General features: G+C 71.3%; 14 protein-coding genes. 11 read left to right on the top strand and 3 right to left on the bottom strand.

Features of this window, described 5'->3' with window-relative positions:
- Positions 1–3 precede the first annotated feature (3 nt).
- The 4 genes from polA (at position 4) to AB0I94_RS00055 (ending at position 6,110) form a co-directional block, all read left to right on the top strand.
- Positions 4–2,745 (top strand): DNA polymerase I, encoded by a 2,742-nt coding sequence (polA, locus tag AB0I94_RS00070; RefSeq protein ID WP_363307075.1) that lies wholly within the window; start codon positions 4–6, stop codon positions 2,743–2,745.
- Positions 2,746–3,049: 304 nt separating this feature from the next.
- Positions 3,050–4,750: a lytic transglycosylase domain-containing protein gene (locus AB0I94_RS00065; protein ID WP_363307073.1), complete on the top strand. Its 1,701-nt coding sequence runs from the start codon at positions 3,050–3,052 to the stop codon at positions 4,748–4,750.
- A gap of 177 nt (positions 4,751–4,927) precedes the next feature.
- On the top strand, positions 4,928–5,062 hold the full coding sequence (locus AB0I94_RS00060) for an SPW_0924 family protein (protein WP_363272393.1): 135 nt from the start codon (positions 4,928–4,930) through the stop codon (positions 5,060–5,062).
- Between the two features lie 55 nt (positions 5,063–5,117).
- Entirely contained in the window at positions 5,118–6,110 is a 993-nt protein-coding gene (locus AB0I94_RS00055) for a DUF3068 domain-containing protein (RefSeq protein WP_363307072.1), read from the top strand.
- Here the strand turns inward: AB0I94_RS00055 and AB0I94_RS00050 are convergent.
- Positions 6,100–8,817: an ATP-dependent helicase C-terminal domain-containing protein gene (locus tag AB0I94_RS00050; RefSeq protein WP_363307071.1), complete on the bottom strand. Its 2,718-nt coding sequence runs from the start codon at positions 8,815–8,817 to the stop codon at positions 6,100–6,102. The two genes, AB0I94_RS00055 and AB0I94_RS00050, sit on opposite strands and share 11 nt — an antisense overlap.
- A gap of 4 nt (positions 8,818–8,821) precedes the next feature.
- Positions 8,822–9,652, bottom strand: a complete 831-nt coding sequence (locus tag AB0I94_RS00045) for a class I SAM-dependent methyltransferase (protein WP_363307070.1) — start codon at positions 9,650–9,652, stop codon at positions 8,822–8,824.
- Positions 9,653–10,047: 395 nt separating this feature from the next.
- On the opposite strand from AB0I94_RS00045, the gene rpsA reads away from it, so the two are divergent.
- From rpsA to AB0I94_RS00020, 5 genes are all read left to right on the top strand, one after another.
- On the top strand, positions 10,048–11,574 hold the full coding sequence (rpsA, locus tag AB0I94_RS00040; RefSeq protein ID WP_363307069.1) for a 30S ribosomal protein S1: 1,527 nt from the start codon (positions 10,048–10,050) through the stop codon (positions 11,572–11,574).
- A 253-nt stretch (positions 11,575–11,827) separates the two neighbouring features.
- Complete coding sequence (locus tag AB0I94_RS00035) at positions 11,828–12,766, top strand: PAC2 family protein (protein ID WP_363307068.1); 939 nt, start codon at positions 11,828–11,830, stop codon at positions 12,764–12,766.
- Between the two features lie 42 nt (positions 12,767–12,808).
- Positions 12,809–13,411: a dephospho-CoA kinase gene (coaE, locus tag AB0I94_RS00030; protein ID WP_363307067.1), complete on the top strand. Its 603-nt coding sequence runs from the start codon at positions 12,809–12,811 to the stop codon at positions 13,409–13,411.
- Positions 13,412–13,424: 13 nt separating this feature from the next.
- Positions 13,425–13,808, top strand: coding sequence for a DUF3592 domain-containing protein (locus tag AB0I94_RS00025; protein WP_363307066.1), 384 nt, complete (start codon positions 13,425–13,427; stop codon positions 13,806–13,808).
- A gap of 104 nt (positions 13,809–13,912) precedes the next feature.
- Positions 13,913–14,311: a tetratricopeptide repeat protein gene (locus AB0I94_RS00020; RefSeq protein ID WP_363307065.1), complete on the top strand. Its 399-nt coding sequence runs from the start codon at positions 13,913–13,915 to the stop codon at positions 14,309–14,311.
- An 81-nt stretch (positions 14,312–14,392) separates the two neighbouring features.
- Here AB0I94_RS00020 and AB0I94_RS00015 read toward each other — a convergent pair whose 3' ends face one another.
- Positions 14,393–14,647: a DUF6343 family protein gene (locus AB0I94_RS00015; protein WP_363307064.1), complete on the bottom strand. Its 255-nt coding sequence runs from the start codon at positions 14,645–14,647 to the stop codon at positions 14,393–14,395.
- A 181-nt stretch (positions 14,648–14,828) separates the two neighbouring features.
- On the opposite strand from AB0I94_RS00015, the gene AB0I94_RS00010 reads away from it, so the two are divergent.
- Both AB0I94_RS00010 and AB0I94_RS00005 read left to right on the top strand, forming a co-directional pair.
- Entirely contained in the window at positions 14,829–15,521 is a 693-nt protein-coding gene (locus AB0I94_RS00010; RefSeq protein ID WP_363307705.1) for a class I SAM-dependent methyltransferase, read from the top strand.
- A 140-nt stretch (positions 15,522–15,661) separates the two neighbouring features.
- Entirely contained in the window at positions 15,662–16,138 is a 477-nt protein-coding gene (locus tag AB0I94_RS00005; RefSeq protein ID WP_363307063.1) for a DoxX family protein, read from the top strand.
- Positions 16,139–16,322: the final 184 nt, after the last annotated feature.

Genomic DNA, 16,322 nt, shown 5'->3' with positions numbered 1-16,322 from the left:
GACGTGGCAGAAAAAGCAGCGAAGAAGAAGTCCGAGACCGCGACGAAGCCGAGTGGCGAGCAGCGTCCGCGCCTGCTCCTCATGGACGGGCACTCCCTGGCCTACCGGGCGTTCTTCGCGCTGCCCGCGGAGAATTTCACGACCGCGACGGGCCAGCCGACGAACGCGATCTACGGCTTCGCGTCGATGCTGGCGAACACGCTGCGCGACGAGGCGCCCACGCACTTCGCGGTGGCCTTCGACGTCTCGCGCAAGACGTGGCGCTCCTCGGAGTTCCCCGAGTACAAGGCGAACCGCTCCAAGACCCCGGACGAGTTCAAGGGCCAGGTCGAGCTGATCGGCGAGATGCTCGACGCGATGCACGCGGTGCGGTTCGCGGTGGACGGCTTCGAGGCGGACGACGTCATCGCCACGCTGGCCACCCAGGCCGAGGCGGCGGGCTTCGAGGTCCTGATCGTCACCGGCGACCGCGACTCCTTCCAGCTGATCAGCGACCACGTGACGGTGCTGTATCCCACGAAGGGCGTCTCCGAGCTGACGCGCTTCACCCCGGAGAAGGTCGCCGAGAAGTACGGCCTCACGCCCAGCCAGTATCCGGACTTCGCGGCCCTGCGCGGCGACCCGTCCGACAACCTCCCCGGTATCCCCGGGGTGGGTGAGAAGACCGCCGCGAAGTGGATCAACCAGTTCGGTTCCTTCGCGGAGCTCGTCGAGCGCGCCGAAGAGGTCAAGGGCAAGGCCGGACAGAACTTCCGCGACCACCTGGACGCGGTGAAGCTGAACCGCCGCCTCACGGAGATGGTGCGCGACGTCGAGCTGCCCAAGGCGGTGGCCGACCTGGAGCGCGCTCCGTACGACCGCACGGCCCTCGCCCTGGTCCTGGACACGCTGGAGATCCGCAACCCCTCGCTGCGCGAGCGTCTGCTCGCCGTGGACCCCGGTGCGGAAGAGGCCGACCAGACCCCGGCCGAGCCGGGCGTGGAGCTGGACGGCTCGGTGCTCGGCACGGGTGAGCTCGCGCCGTGGCTCGCCGAGCACGGCAAGGCGGTCCTCGGTATGGCCACGGTCGACACCTGGCAGCTCGGCACGGGCTCGGTGACCGAGGTCGCCCTCGCCGCGGCCGGGGGAGCCGCGGCCTGGTTCGACCCCTCCCGCCTGGACGAGTCCGACGAGAAGGCCTTCGCGGCCTGGATCGCCGACCCGAAGAAGCCCAAGGTCCTGCACAACGCCAAGGCCACGATGCGGGTCTTCCCGGAGCACGGCTGGACGGTGGACGGCGTCAGCATGGACACGGCGCTCGCCGCGTACCTGGTCAAGCCCGGCCGCCGCTCCTTCGCCCTGGACGCCCTGTCCCTGGAGTATCTGGGCCGCGAGCTGGCGCCCGCCTCGGCGGTCGAAGGCCAGCTCGCCTTCGGTACGGAAGAGGACGACCAGGCCGAGGCCGACGCGCTGATGTCGCAGGCCCGCACGATCCTCGACCTGGGCACGGCCTTCGGCGAGAAGCTGCCGGAGGTCGGTGCGGGCAACCTCCTGACGGACATCGAACTGCCCACGTCCATCCTCCTGGCCCGCCTGGAGCGGCACGGCATCGCGGCGGACCGCGCCCATCTGGAGGCGATGGAGCAGCAGTTCGCGGGCGCGGTGCAGCAGGCGGTGAAGGAGGCGCACGCGGCGGCGGGCCACGAGTTCAACCTCGGCTCGCCCAAGCAGCTCCAGGAGGTCCTCTTCGGCGAGCTGAACCTGCCCAAGACGAAGAAGACCAAGACCGGTTACACCACGGACGCCGACGCGCTGGCCTGGCTCGCGGCCCAGACCGAGAACGAACTGCCGGTCATCATGCTGCGCCACCGTGAGCAGGCCAAGCTCCGTGTCACGGTCGAGGGCCTGATCAAGTCGATCGCCGCGGACACCCGCATCCACACGACCTTCAACCAGACGGTCGCGGCGACGGGCCGCCTGTCCTCCACCGACCCGAACCTCCAGAACATCCCGGTCCGCACGGACGAGGGCCGGGCGATCCGCCGCGGCTTCGTGGTCGGCGAGGGCTTCGAGTCCCTGATGACCGCGGACTACAGCCAGATCGAACTGCGCGTGATGGCCCACCTCTCCGAGGACGAGGGCCTCCTGGAAGCGTTCAGCTCGGGCGAGGACCTGCACACGACGGTGGCCTCCCAGGTCTTCTCGGTGGAGGGCTCCGCCGTCGATGCCGAGATGCGCCGCAAGATCAAGGCCATGTCGTACGGCTTGGCGTACGGCCTCTCCGCGTTCGGACTCTCCCAGCAGCTGAACATCGAGGCGGGCGAGGCCCGTGCCCTGATGGACACCTACTTCGAGCGGTTCGGCGGCGTACGCGACTATCTGCGCCGAGCGGTCGACGAGGCCCGCGCGACGGGCTACACGGAGACGATGCTGGGCCGCCGCCGATATCTCCCCGACCTCAACAGCGACAACCGCCAGCGCCGCGAGATGGCCGAGCGGATGGCGTTGAACGCCCCGATCCAGGGCACGGCCGCGGACATCGTCAAGATCGCCATGCTGAACGTGCACCGTGCCCTGACGGAGGCGAAGCTCGACTCCCGCATGCTGCTCCAGGTCCACGACGAAATCGTCCTGGAGATCGCTCCGGGCGAGCGCGCCGAGGTGGAGGCGATCGTCCGCCGCGAGATGGCGGGCGCGGTGTCGCTGCGGGCCCCGCTGGACGTGTCGGTGGGCGTGGGGCCGGACTGGGAGTCGGCCGCGCACTGACCGCGACGGGCCTGAGCGGGGTTCCTCTCGGCGCACTGGCCGCGCCGGGCCCGAGCGGGTTCCTCTCGGCGCGCCGGGAACCACCGGCTCCGCCGAGTGCGTCCTCCATCGCCGGAGGGGCTGCGTCCAGCCCGTCCGGCGTGTGAGGATCGCCCCGAAGAGGACTTGGCCAATCGGTGAAAACCGGGCACGAACGGGTGTCTGGGCGCCGGAAGTTGTCGTAGTGTCGCCTGGGTCGGCCCGCTGGGGAGCAGCACAGAGCGAGCGGCGGCACCACAGTCCTCAAGGGGAGGGGTTCACGGTCATGGCGGCGGTATTCGGCAGGCGGTTGCGCAGGGGAGCGGTGACCACCGCGGTGGCCGCGGCGGCGGTAGCCGCGCTCGCGGCCTCCCAGGCCCCGGGCGTGACGGACATCCCTCGCGACGAGCGGGCGGGGGCATCCGGCGCCACGCCGCCACCGGAGGACTCCGCGACCGGCAACTCCCCCTATTACACGGACCTTCCGCCCCTGAAGTCCCCGGCCCCGCCGACCGCGGCGCCCAACGGCGGCGACGACGAAACCGAGGCGGGGCTCCCGGCCACCGTCCTCGACGCGTACAAGAAGGCCGAGGCGTCCCTCGCCACCTCCAAGCCCGGCTGCAGACTCCCCTGGGAGCTGCTCGCCGCGATAGGCAAGGTCGAGTCGGGCCAGGCGCGCGGCGGCCGCGTGGACGCGAACGGCACGACGCTCGCCCCGATCCTCGGCCCGCCCCTGGACGGCAACGGCTTCGCGAAGATCACGGACACCGACAACGGCGCGTACGACGACGACACGACGCACGACCGCGCCGTCGGCCCCATGCAGTTCATCCCCTCGACGTGGGCCACCTGGGCGCAGGACGGCAACGCGGACGGCAAGAAGGATCCGAACAACATCTACGACGCCGCGCTCGCCGCGGGCAACTACCTCTGCGCCAACGGCCGCGACCTGTCCGTCGACGCCGACCTGCGCAAGGCGATCCTGAGCTACAACCACTCGACGGACTACCTCAACACGGTCCTGTCGTGGCTGGAGTACTACCGCAAGGGCACCCACGAGGTCCCCGACGGCACAGGCGTCCTGCCGAACGACCGCAGCCGCGGCAACGGCCCGAGCGTGAGCCCGAGCCCCACGCCCCCGGCGTCCGGTTCGCCCTCGCCGAAGCCGTCCAAGTCCGGGGGCGGCAAGCAGCCCGGCAGCGGCGGCGGCAGCAGCCCGACGACACCGCCGTCGACCGGCGGCGGTGGCTCCCAGAGCCCCGATCCCACCCCTCCCTCCACCACCCCCTCACCCGCCGAGCGCGTCGCGCGCCTGGAGGACGCCGGCACGGGCAAGCTCTCCGCGACGGCGGGCGACGCCTTCGCCGAGCGCGTCGAGGTGCGCGCGGAGTCCAGGTCGGGCTCGGGCGTGGCCAAGGCCAAGGTGAGGTTCGCGATCGTCGGTGACACCGACGCGCGCTTCTCCGGCGGCGGGACCAGCGCGACCGTCACCACGAGCGCCTCGGGCAAGGCAACCGCCCCGACGGTCGAGGCGGGCGAGAAGACAGGTCGGTTCACCGTCCGCGCCACGGTCGTCGGCCGCTCGCTGCCCGGTCTCGACTACACGGCGACGGTCACCGCGCGGCAGGCCGACGCCCTCGCCAGGACCAGCGACAAGGCGCTGACCTGTGAGCCGGGCAAGGAGTTCGCCGACCAGGTGGAGGTCAAGGCGACGTACAAGGGGAGGGCCGCCGATCGCGTCGCGGCCACCGCCACCATGATCAAGTCGGCGTCCGACGTGACGGCCAACGACAAGGGCCCGTACTTCAAGGACGCGGCCGGCAATCCGGTCCGCACCCTCAAGGCCCTGAAGACGGACGCGAACGGCGTGCTCAAGCTCCCCAAGATGTACGCCGACGACGCGGCCGGCACGTATCTGCTCCGCGTCACCACCGCGGGCGGTGCGACGCTCACGGTCGAACTGAAGGTGGCGGCGCCCGCGGCCTAGCCGCAGGCACCTGCCGAACGCACGCCCCGAGAACGCAACGCCCCTGCGCCCGCCCGGCGCAGGGGCGTTCGTGCGTGTGCAACGTGTTCTCATCTGGCCGCCGCGTTGCTACGGTGCCCCAGCCCTGACGCCCTGTCAGTTCACGGCCCGTTCCATCCCCGCCTCGGGAGGATCCGCATGCGCGCTCTCATCGCCGCCGCGACCGGTCTTGCCGTCGCCCTCGCCCTGGTCCTGACCATCACGGCGATCGGGGCCCCGCCCGGCGAGACATCGCCCGAGCCGCTGCTCACCACCGTCCCCGAGCACCCGTGACCGTCGATCGGTCCATGACCGTCAACCGCCCGTCTCCGTAGGGAGGGCCGCCGCGATGCGCCGCAAGGCCAGCCTGATCCTGCTCGCCTTCGCCGTGTTCTGCACGGCGATGTCCCCGCTCATGCGCTGGTACGCCTTCCCGCGCCTCGCCAAGATCCCGCCGAGCCAGTACCAGGAGGCGGTGCTCGAGGCGAAGAACCCGACGCTCATCGACTACGGCTCGATGCGGGCCAAGAAGGTCGACAAGGTCACCATCGTGCAGACCCTCAAGGGCAACGTGGAGGCCTCGGAGAAGATCGAGGAGAGTGCGGACCGTGACGTCGTCGTCTGGGACGCCCTCTCCTACGTCCAGGACGCGGACGGCAAGATGGTCTCCAAGGTCCCCGAGCGCTACATCTTCGACGCGCACAGCCAGGAGCCGGTGCACGCGAAGGGCGAGATGGTCGACGGCGACGCGGTCAAGCGCGAGGGCATCGAGTTCAAGTGGCCCTTCCTGACCGAGAAGCGGGACTACGCGTACTTCGACGCGCAGGCCCGCGTCACCAAGCCGATCCACTACAAGGGCACGCAGACCTTCCGCGGCATGGAGGTCTACTACTTCGAGCAGACCATCCCCTGGACCAAGGTGCCCTTCCCCAAGACCATGCCGGTCAAGGGCATCACTCCGGAGTCCCTCGCCAAGACCGGCACCACGCGCTGGTACACCACGGTCCGCAAGTTCTGGGTCGACCCCACCACCGGGGCACCCGTCTACGGCGAGGAGATCCAGAAGAACGAGCTGCGCGGCGGCACGCTCCTGGGCGACCGCGACAAGGTCACGGTCTTCGAGGGGCACGTGAAGATGCGCGAGGACTACATCCGGAGCACGGTCGACCTGGTGAAGTCCCAGCGCGTCCTCGTCCTCCTCCTGACGTCCTATCTCCCCTGGGGTTTCCTGGGCCTCGGGCTGTTGCTGCTGGCCCTCTCCCTCTGGCTGGAGGCACGCAGCCGCAGGCCAGGCGACCCTGAGGCCACGGCGGCGCCCGAGCCGGAACCGGTCAACGCCTGAGCCGGGCGTTGGTGAACCGCGTCGCCTCAGCGGCCGCCGGATCCTCCGGCCACGGATGCTTCGGATACCGCCCGCGCAGCTCGGCCCGCACGGCCCGGTAGCCCTCCCGCCAGAAGGAGGCGAGATCGGCGGTGACGGCGGCGGGGCGTCCTGCGGGGGACAGCAGATGCACCAGGACGGGCACACTGCCGTCCGCGATACGGGGGGTCTCGGCGAGCCCGAACATCTCCTGCAACTTCACCGCGAGCACGGGCTGTTCGGGGTCGGAGTAGTCGATCCGGATCCGGGACCCGCTGGGCACCTTCACCCGCTCCGGGGCGAGCGCGTCGAGGCGGGTGGCCTCGCCGGTCGCCCACGGCAGGAGTCGGCCAAGGGCTTGACCCGCGTCGATGCGCCGCAGGTCGGACCGGCGCCGCGCCTTGGAGAGCTCGGGCTCCAACCACTCGTCCACGCGCGCGTGCAGGGCGCTTTCGGACACGTCGGGCCAGGGCGCTCCGAGATGCCGGTGCAGGAAGGCGAGCCGCTCCCGCAGCTCCCGCGCGCCCTGGGACCAGTTGAGGAGCGAGGTCCCTTCTTCCTTCAGCCCCGCGAGCAGCCCTTCTCGTACGAGCCCGGGGGCGGGCTTCTTGAGGGGCCGCACCGCCAACTCCACGGCGCCCAGCCGCTCCACGTGCCGCGCGACGAGATCCCCGTCGGCCCAGGCGACCTCGTCGCCCTCGCCGTACAGGGAGGCCGCCGCGCTGCGGGCTACGTCCTCGTCGATGTGCCCGCCGAGCAGCACGCGCGCGTGCCCGGCGCCCACCGGCCGGTCGGCCACGGCCACGGCGATCCACTGGGCCCCGGTCAGCGCGGACCCCGGCCGCACCTCGGCCCGGGTCCCGTTCACCATGAGATACGTCCCGTCGCCTCGCCCCTGGGCCACGCGCTCGGGAAAGGCGAGCGCGGCGACAAGTCCCGCGGCTCGCTCATCGCCACCACCTGGCGACTCCTGCGCCGCATGTCCGCCACTTCGCCCGGGCTTTCCGGCACCGTCTTCCGCCCGCCCGTCCGCCCGTTTTCCGGCGGCCCCTGGGGCGCCGATGCCCGCTCCGGGTTCACGCGTGGGCGGGCTGGAGAGAGCGCGCGCCGGAGATGCGGGCACCGAAGCCGCAGGAGGCGGCGTACCGGCTCCTGGCGGCGACGCCCCCGCGGCAGCGGTCAGTCGTCGTACCTCCGTGCGCCACCGGGCCGCATACCCGTCACCGCCCCGCCGGGCCGCGCGCCAGGCCGCCGCGAGGTCGTCCCCGTACTCGCGCGGCGGTTCCTCGCTCAGGAGGGCCACCACCTCGGCCGCGCGGCGCGCGCCCACGTGCGTGGCCGCGTCAAGGAGGGCACGCGCCAAGCGGGGGTGCAGGCCCACCCGTGACATCCGCTTGCCCCGCTCCGTGACCCGCCCCGACTCCGGGGACACCGCCCCCACCGCCGTCAGGACGGCACGTGCGGCAGCCATCGCGCCGGCCGGCGGGGGATCGAGCAGGGCCAGACCGGAGGCGTCAGGCTCCCCCCAGCAGGCCGCCTGCAGGGCGAACGCGGAAAGATCGGCCAGCTTGATCTCCGGCGCAGGAAAGCGCGGCAGCCGCGCGTCCTCGGCCTCCGCCCAGCACCGGTACACGGCCCCCGGCGCCTCACGCCCCGCACGACCGGCCCGCTGCCGGCCCGCCGCCTGCGAAGCCCGTACGGTCGTCAGCGCGCTCAGCCCGCGCGCGTGATCGACGCGCGGCTCACGCGCCAGCCCCGAGTCGACGACCACCCGCACCCCGGGCACCGTCAACGACGACTCGGCCACCGAGGTCGCGAGGACCACCCGCCGGGCGCCCTCCGAGCCCGCGAGCACCGCGTCCTGCACCGCCGCCGACGCCCGCCCGTGCACCTGAAGGACCTCCGCGGACGCGTCCCCCAGCTGTCCCGCCACCCGCGCGATCTCCCCGACCCCGGGCAGGAAGCACAGCACGTCCCCCTCCCGCTCGGCGAGCGCCCGCCGCACCACCGACGCCACGTGCGTGAGCAGCGCCGGGTCCACCCGCATCCCGTGCGGCGGCCGCACCGGACGCGCGGGCGGCGCCCAGACCACCTCGACCGGATGCGAGACGCCCCGCGCCTCCACCACGGGAGCGTCCCCGAGGATCCGCGCCCACCCCTGCGCGTCCGTCGTCGCGGACGCGGCCACGAGCCGCAGATCGGGCCGCAGCGCCGCCCGCACATCGACCAGGAACGCCGCCACGGTGTCCGCGTCCAGATGCCGCTCGTGACACTCGTCGATGATCACCACGTCGACACCGCCGCCACCGCCGCCACCGGACAACTCCTGGTCCCGCTGCAGCCGCTGCAACAGGACGCCCGTCGTGACGACCTCCACGCGCGCGCGTGGACCCACGACGCGCTCACCGCGCACCGTGTAGCCGACGCTCTGCCCGACCTTCTCGCCGAGCAGCCACGCCATCCGCCGCGCTGCGGCCCGAGCGGCGATGCGCCGGGGCTCGGCGACCACCACACGCCGTGCGGGCGCGTCCCCGAGAAGCCCCGCGAGGGCCAGCGGTACCAGCGTCGTCTTGCCCGTGCCGGGAGGCGCGCACAGGACCGCGCTGCCGGGCCCCTCCAGGGCGGCGCGCAGGGCGGGCAGCGCACTGCTTACGGGCAGGTCAAGGGCTTCGTTACGGAGACGGGTCACGCACTCAGTCTCGTACGCAGACGAAGATCGCCGACCCCGGGATCAGATTCCCGCGCAACGGGGACCAGCCGCCCCACTCCTGGGTGTTCCACGCGGGCCACTGAGGCTCCACGAGATCGACGAGACGGAAACCGCCCGCGACCACGTCCCGCACCCGGTCGCCGAGGGTCCGATGGTGCTCTACGTAGACGGCGTTCCCGTCCTCGTCCTGCTCCACATAAGGGGTGCGGTCGAAGTACGAGGCCGCGACCGTCAGGCCCTCGGGGCCCGGCTCGTCGGGGAAGGCCCAGCGGATCGGGTGGGTCGTGGAGAACACGAACCGGCCGCCGGGCCGCAGCACGCGGTGCACGTCCTTGAGGACCCGCACCGGGTCGGCGACGAACGGCATCGCTCCGTAGGCCGAGCACGCGAGATCGAAGCTGCCGTCCGCGAAAGGCAGCGCTCCCGCGTCCGCCTCCACCAGCGGCACCCCGCCGCCGATCCGCAGCGCGTGCTGAAGCTGGCGGTGGGAGAGGTCGAGGGCGACGGGACGCGCGCCCTGCGCGGCCAGCCAGCGCGAGCACTGTGCCGCGCCCGCCCCGATCTCCAGGACGTCCTTGCCCTTCAGCTCCTCGGGCGGACCCAAGAGCTCGGCCTCCACCTCGTCGAGCCCTTCGGGACCCCACACGAACCGGTCGTCACCCAGGAAGGTGCCGTGTTCGATCTGGTAGTCGTCCGCGTTCCTGTCCCACCAGCCACGGTTGGCGCGGCTGCTCTCCGTGACATCGGCCTCACGGCGGGTGGCTTCCGGTTCGGGCGTCTCGGGCAGCTCGGACTCTTGGATGATCGGCTCCATCGTCGTACTCTTCCGTCTGGCTTCGTCGAGGCTCGTCGCGGTGAGGCGGTCGCGGGGACCGTGAAGGCGTCGCGACAGGGTGTCATGCGGCCCGTGTGGCCTCACGCGACAGCATTTGTGCCGGGTATGCGGCGTTCCGCCCCGGGTGTGCGCCTTCGCGCATTGACCCTGTCCGGCTGCCCCCGTATGCTACAAGTTGCGCTGCGAGCCTGCTGTCCTCAGACCTAGCAGGATGCGCTCGCGTCTGTTGCATGTCCCCTCGGTTGTCGAGGCGCCTTCCGTTTCCTCGGAAACAGAGTCGGCGCTTCCCAGGCTGTCCGGCTTCTTCAGAGCGAAATCGGCTCCGGCGCTAGCAGTACCTACGACTCACTGTCCGTACCGGAGCCCTTACCCACATGACGAGCAGCACCGAGACCACCGCCACCACCCCGCAGGTAGCGGTCAACGACATCGGTAACGAGGAAGCTTTCCTCGCCGCGATCGACGAGACGATCAAGTACTTCAACGACGGCGACATCGTCGACGGCGTCATCGTGAAGGTCGACCGGGACGAGGTCCTGCTCGACATCGGTTACAAGACCGAAGGCGTCATCCCGAGCCGCGAGCTCTCCATCAAGCACGACGTCGACCCGAACGAGGTCGTCGCCGTCGGTGACGAGATCGAGGCCCTGGTTCTCCAGAAGGAGGACAAGGAAGGCCGTCTGATCCTGTCCAAGAAGCGCGCTCAGTACGAGCGTGCCTGGGGCACGATCGAGAAGATCAAGGAAGAAGACGGCATCGTCACCGGTACCGTCATCGAGGTCGTCAAGGGTGGTCTCATCCTCGACATCGGCCTCCGTGGCTTCCTGCCGGCTTCCCTCGTCGAGATGCGCCGCGTCCGCGACCTCCAGCCCTACGTGGGCAAGGAGCTCGAGGCCAAGATCATCGAGCTGGACAAGAACCGCAACAACGTGGTCCTGTCCCGCCGTGCCTGGCTCGAGCAGACCCAGAGCGAGGTCCGTCAGACCTTCCTCACGACCCTGCAGAAGGGTCAGGTCCGCTCCGGCGTCGTTTCCTCGATCGTCAACTTCGGTGCGTTCGTGGACCTCGGCGGCGTCGATGGTCTCGTGCACGTCTCCGAGCTCTCCTGGAAGCACATCGACCACCCCTCCGAGGTTGTCGAGGTCGGCCAGGAAGTCACCGTCGAGGTTCTCGACGTGGACATGGACCGCGAGCGCGTGTCCCTGTCGCTCAAGGCGACGCAGGAAGACCCGTGGCAGCAGTTCGCCCGCACGCACCAGATCGGGCAGGTTGTTCCCGGTAAGGTCACCAAGCTCGTTCCGTTCGGTGCGTTCGTGCGCGTCGACGAGGGCATCGAGGGCCTGGTCCACATCTCCGAGCTGGCCGAGCGCCACGTGGAGATCCCGGAGCAGGTCGTCCAGGTCAACGACGAGATCTTCGTCAAGGTCATCGACATCGACCTCGAGCGTCGCCGGATCTCGCTGTCGCTGAAGCAGGCCAACGAGTCCTTCGGCGCCGACCCCTCGGCCGTCGAGTTCGACCCGACCCTGTACGGCATGGCCGCGTCCTACGACGACCAGGGCAACTACATCTACCCCGAGGGCTTCGACCCCGAGACGAACGACTGGCTCGAGGGCTTCGAGACCCAGCGCGAGGCTTGGGAGGGCCAGTACGCCGAGGCGCAGCAGCGCTTCGAGCAGCACCAGGCCCAGGTCATCAAGTCCCGCGAGGCGGACGCCCAGGCCGAGGCCGAGGGCGCTGCGGCTCCCGCTTCCTCGACCGGCACGCCGGCTGCCGGCGGCAGCGGCGGTGGCGGCGGTGGCGGTTCGTACTCCTCGGAGTCGGACGACAACTCCGGCGCCCTGGCGTCGGACGAGGCGCTTGCCGCGCTGCGCGAGAAGCTTGCGGGCGGCCAGAGCTGAGGCTCGCCCCTAGGCGGTTGTAGCAGTTGAACACTGCGGGCCCGCATCCCTTCGGGGGTGCGGGCCCGCAGTGCGTCCGGCGTTGTGGGGGCCGCCACCCGTGGCTACGGCCGTCGTCGTGAACTCGTCTTCGCCCTGCGGTTGTTCGACGTGACGTAAGAAGCCGCTGTGAAGAGGCGAAGGAGGGAATGCCCACGCCCTGACGGGCGTTCTGCTGTACGAGTCACGACGAAGAGGGCGAGGAGCGGTCACAGTGCTTGATCCGCAGGGTTTGTACGCATGGGAGCCGAAGGGCCTCGGCGTCGTCGACATGGCGCTCGCCCAGGAATCGGCCGGCCTTGTCATGCTCTACCACTTCGACGGCTACATCGACGCGGGTGAGACCGGCGACCAGATCGTCGAGCGGCTCACGGACAGCCTGCCCGGCCAGGTGGTCGCGCGCTTCGACCACGACCGGCTCGTCGACTACCGCGCGCGCCGCCCGCTGCTCACGTTCCGGCGCGACCGCTGGACCGACTACGAGGTGCCCACGCTCGACGTGCGGCTGCTCCAGGACGCCACGGGCGCGCCCTTCCTGCTGCTCTCCGGCCCCGAGCCCGACATCGAGTGGGAACGCTTCGCGGCGGCGATCGGGCAGATCGTGGAGCGGCTCGGCGTACGCCTGTCGGTGAACTTCCACGGCATCCCCATGGGCGTGCCGCACACCCGGCCCGTGGGCCTCACGCCGCACGGCAACCGCACCGACCTGGTGCCAGGACACCGCAGCCCCTTCGACGAGGCGCAGGTGCCGGGCAGCGCGGCGTCGCTCGTCGAGTACCGCCTCCTGGAGGCGGGCCACGACGTGCTCGGTATCGCCGCGCACGTCCCGCACTACATCGCCCGCTCCTCGTACCCGGACGCCGCCCTCACGGTCCTGGAGACGATCACCGCCGCGACGGGCCTCGTGCTGCCGAGCGTCGCGCACGGCCTGCGTACCGAGGCGCACCGCACCCAGACCGAGATCGACCGGCAGATCCAGGAGGGCGACGAGGAACTGGTCGCGCTCGTGCAGGGGCTTGAGCACCAGTACGACGCGGCGGCCGGCGGTGACGCGCGCGGCAACATGCTCGCGGAACCCATGGACATCCCGTCGGCCGACGAGATCGGTCAGGAATTCGAGCGCTTTCTCGCCGAGCGGGAGGGCGACGCGTAGCCGAGGCGGCGGAGCGTAATGCCACCCCCTAAGCTGCCGGTCATGCTGAAGGTGGGCCTGACCGGCGGTATCGGCGCCGGCAAGAGTGAAGTATCGCGTCTCCTCGTCGCCTCGGGAGCCGTGCTGATCGACGCCGACAAGATCGCGCGGGAAGTCGTGGAGCCCGGAACTCCAGGACTGGTGAAGGTCGTTGAGGCCTTCGGCCAGGAGATCCTCGCTCCGGACGGCACTCTCGACCGGCCGAAGCTCGGCTCGATCGTCTTCGCCGACCCGGCGAAGCTGGCCGTGCTGAACGCGATCGTGCATCCCCTGGTCGGCGCCCGCTCGGCCGAGCTGGAGGAGGCGGCCTCCGAGGACGCGGTGGTCGTCCATGACGTGCCGCTGCTCGCGGAGAACGGCCTGGCGCCCCTGTACGACCTGGTCGTCGTCGTCGACGCGAGCCCCGAGACCCAACTGGAGCGACTCGTGCGGCTGCGCGGCATGAGCGAGGAGGACGCCCGCGCCCGGATGGCCGCCCAGGCCACGCGCGAGAAGCGTCTGGAGATCGCCGATGTCGTGATCGACAACGACGGCCCGCTGGAAGGCCTCAAGCAGCGTGTCGGCGCCGTCTGGGCGGACCTCGCACGGCGGGCGCGGACGGCCTAGAGGAGGCGGGGGAGTGGTCGTACTGGCGGTGATCGCCGCCTCGGGCGGCCTGGTCGCGCTGCTGGCCGGCGCGTACGGCCTGTGGCGGACCCGGCACATCACGACTGCGGGCGAGGTGGCTCAGGCCCTGGTCAAGGCGGTCCCACCGGGTGCCGAGAGACCGTTGCTGCAGTTCGAGACGGGGGACGGGCAGGTCGTCGAGGTGGTGTCGCCGGTGCCGTCGGGCGGCATGCGCCCGCTCGCGGCGGGTGAGCGGGCGCGCGTCGCGTACGACAGTGCTGATCCCCGGGAGGCCGTCGTGCTCGGCCGTGAGCGCAGGGGCGTGGACCGGGGGTTCGTGGTGGCGGGGGCGGCGGTCGTGGTGCTCGGGCTGGTGCTGATGGTCCTGGCGCCGTGAGTGCGGCGGAGTGAGGCTCCGGGCGGCCGGCGGGAAGCGACGGGAACGGAATAGATGTCGGTGTGAGGGGCGTTGACGCAGTGCAGCGAGGGAAGGAGTCACGCGTGCCCGAAATAACCCCGGAGACCCATGTCATCGACTTCCGTGCGGCGGAGCAGCTCCTTGCCGCGCGGGACCCCAGAGGCGCCGTGAAGCTGCTCGACACGGTCATCGCGGCCCACCCCGAGAACACGGCGGCGCGGCTGCTGCGTGCCCGCGCCTTCTTCGCCGCCGCCCAACTGCGCGCAGCCGAGCTGGAGTTCAGCATCGTCCTGGAGCGCGAGCCGGACAACGCGTTCGCCCACTTCGCGCTCGCCCGCACGTACGAACGAGGGGCGCGGCCCGACCAGGCGCGGCGCCACTTCCGGCTGGCGGCGGCGCTCGACCCGCAGCCGGAGTATGTGGCGGCGGCGCACTTCGACGACGGCGGGGACGACGGCGGCGACGCGGGCACCGGGCGCTGAGGAAGCACTCGGGGCTCGCGCCGTCCGTTCAGCGGCCGGCCGGCGCTCGGCGGCTCGTACGGCGGCGGTCGTCCGGCGGCTCTATGGCGGTTCGTACGGCGGGACGTCGCGGCCCGGCTGGAAGTGCGGGCCCTGGCGCATGTGGCGCAGGATCATCGCCATGTCGGCGGTGACGATCAGCCAGAGCACGCCGCAGACCGCGGCCCATCCGGGGCGGCCCGCGAGGGCGAAGGCGACGGTGCCGAACGTGGCCCAGATCAAGCCCCACACGCTGAACCAGAAACGCATGCGCAGCGGGCTGCGCGCGGTCACCGGTTCACTGCCTGTGCGCCTCATGAGAGGTCATCTCCTCCCTCTCCGCCCTGGTCCCTGACGCCTCCACCTTCCAGGATCCACCCGGCGGCGGTGGACCGGAAGGGCCGCCGCCGCGAGGGCCGCTCCGGCCGGGCGGCCGGATGTGAACGGGAGGCGGGAACGGGTCCTCGGAGCGCTTCGTTGAGGGGGCATGACCGTTGAGATGCGTGAGGGATACGAGGGGACGGGGCCCGGAGCGATCGCGCCGGACGGATGCGCTGTGGAGCTCTACACACGCCTGTCCGTGGGGGACGAGCCCGACGTCATCGCCGGAGCGGTGCCTGCCGGAGCGCACATCCTGGAGCTGGGCAGCGGCGCGGGGCGGGTGACGCGTCCTCTGCTGGAGCGCGGGTTCAGGATCACGGCCGTGGACGAGTCCGCCGAGATGCTGGAGAAGGTCTCCGCGCTGGTCGGGCGGGTGCGCACGATCAGGAGCCCCATCGAGAGGCTCGACCTCGGGGAGCGGTTCGAGGTGGTGATGCTGGCGTCGTTCCTCGTGCACAACGACGACCTGGCGGTCCGGCGCGGGATGCTGCGGGCCTGCCGAAGTCATGTGACGGACGACGGCTGTGTGCTGATCCAGCGGGAGGGCGCGGACTACCACACGAACCTGCCGAGGGAGCGGGTCGACCCGGGCGGCTACACGGTGCGGATCGTGTCGGCGGAGCCGCTCGGCGACGGGGTGAACGAGGTGCGTGCGGAGTACGTCTTCCCGGACGCCATATGGACCCAGACGTTCCGCGCCCGTCCGCTCACGAAGGAGCAGTTCGAGCAGGCGCTGGAGGAGGCGGGGCTCAGGGTCGACAAGTACCTGACGCAGGACGGGACCTGGGTCCGGACTCTGCCGATCCGCTGAGAGGCGCACGCCGTTGGTCCCGTGGGCTGCGTGGTGTGGCGCCGTTCAGAGGTGATGTGCTGACGGGCGATGAGTTCTGTGGGGCGGGTCGGTCTATCACCGTGACAGCACAACGACCCCCACTTCCCCAGGAGTTCACTATGACCACGACAGCCGCCTCCGCCTCCGCCGCCGCAGGAGCCACCACCTCCACCCGCGCCACCATCGCCGGTGCTCCCACCGCTGCGGGCCGCCGCTCCGTGCGCATCGCGCTGCGCACGGTCCAGGTGGTGCTCGGCCTGTTCTTCGCTCTCGCCAGCGCGGCTCCGAAGCTGATCGCACACCCCACGGCGGTCGAGACCTTCGAGAGGATCGGGTGGGGCGACCCGGGGATGTACACGATCGGCGCGCTGGAGGTGCTCGGCGGGATCGCGCTGCTGATTCCGGTGCTCAGCTCTGTCAGCGCGACGGCCCTCGTCGGGCTGATGATCGGTGCGTTCGTCGCCAGCGTGGCCGCGCTCGGCGGGGAGAACGCCGCCACGCCGCTCATCCTGATCCTGCCGCTCGCGTGGATCGCCTGGGCGCGGCGCGGACAGACGACGGAGCTGCTGCGCCTCCTCGTGCGGCGCGGGGAGTGAACGCCGGGGCACCGGGGTGGAGTTCCGCCCCGTGCCCGCACCCGTGCCCGCGCCCCCGTACCCGCCCCTGCCCCGGTGTCGAGGGCTCACCCGCACTCCGGGCGCGCCCGAGACCCTCTCCGGCGCCTTCGCCGCGGGCGACAGGGTCCTGCTGATCTCCGGCAGCGAGGTCGGGCAGCGCGTG

The organism is Streptomyces sp. NPDC050147, assembly GCF_040660195.1.
Classification (GTDB): domain Bacteria; phylum Actinomycetota; class Actinomycetes; order Streptomycetales; family Streptomycetaceae; genus Streptomyces.
This window is presented reverse-complemented; position numbering and strand designations above follow the sequence as displayed.

Coding starts and splice junctions, on each gene's coding strand:
- AB0I94_RS00065 (WP_363307073.1), top strand. CDS start 3,050: ATGGCGGCGGTATTCGGCAGGCGGTTGCGCAGGGGAGCGGTGACCACC.
- AB0I94_RS00060 (WP_363272393.1), top strand. CDS start 4,928: ATGCGCGCTCTCATCGCCGCCGCGACCGGTCTTGCCGTCGCCCTCGCC.
- AB0I94_RS00055 (WP_363307072.1), top strand. CDS start 5,118: ATGCGCCGCAAGGCCAGCCTGATCCTGCTCGCCTTCGCCGTGTTCTGC.
- AB0I94_RS00045 (WP_363307070.1), bottom strand. CDS start 9,652: ATGGAGCCGATCATCCAAGAGTCCGAGCTGCCCGAGACGCCCGAACCG.
- rpsA (WP_363307069.1), top strand. CDS start 10,048: ATGACGAGCAGCACCGAGACCACCGCCACCACCCCGCAGGTAGCGGTC.
- coaE (WP_363307067.1), top strand. CDS start 12,809: ATGCTGAAGGTGGGCCTGACCGGCGGTATCGGCGCCGGCAAGAGTGAA.
- AB0I94_RS00015 (WP_363307064.1), bottom strand. CDS start 14,647: ATGAGGCGCACAGGCAGTGAACCGGTGACCGCGCGCAGCCCGCTGCGC.
- AB0I94_RS00010 (WP_363307705.1), top strand. CDS start 14,829: ATGCGTGAGGGATACGAGGGGACGGGGCCCGGAGCGATCGCGCCGGAC.
- AB0I94_RS00005 (WP_363307063.1), top strand. CDS start 15,662: ATGACCACGACAGCCGCCTCCGCCTCCGCCGCCGCAGGAGCCACCACC.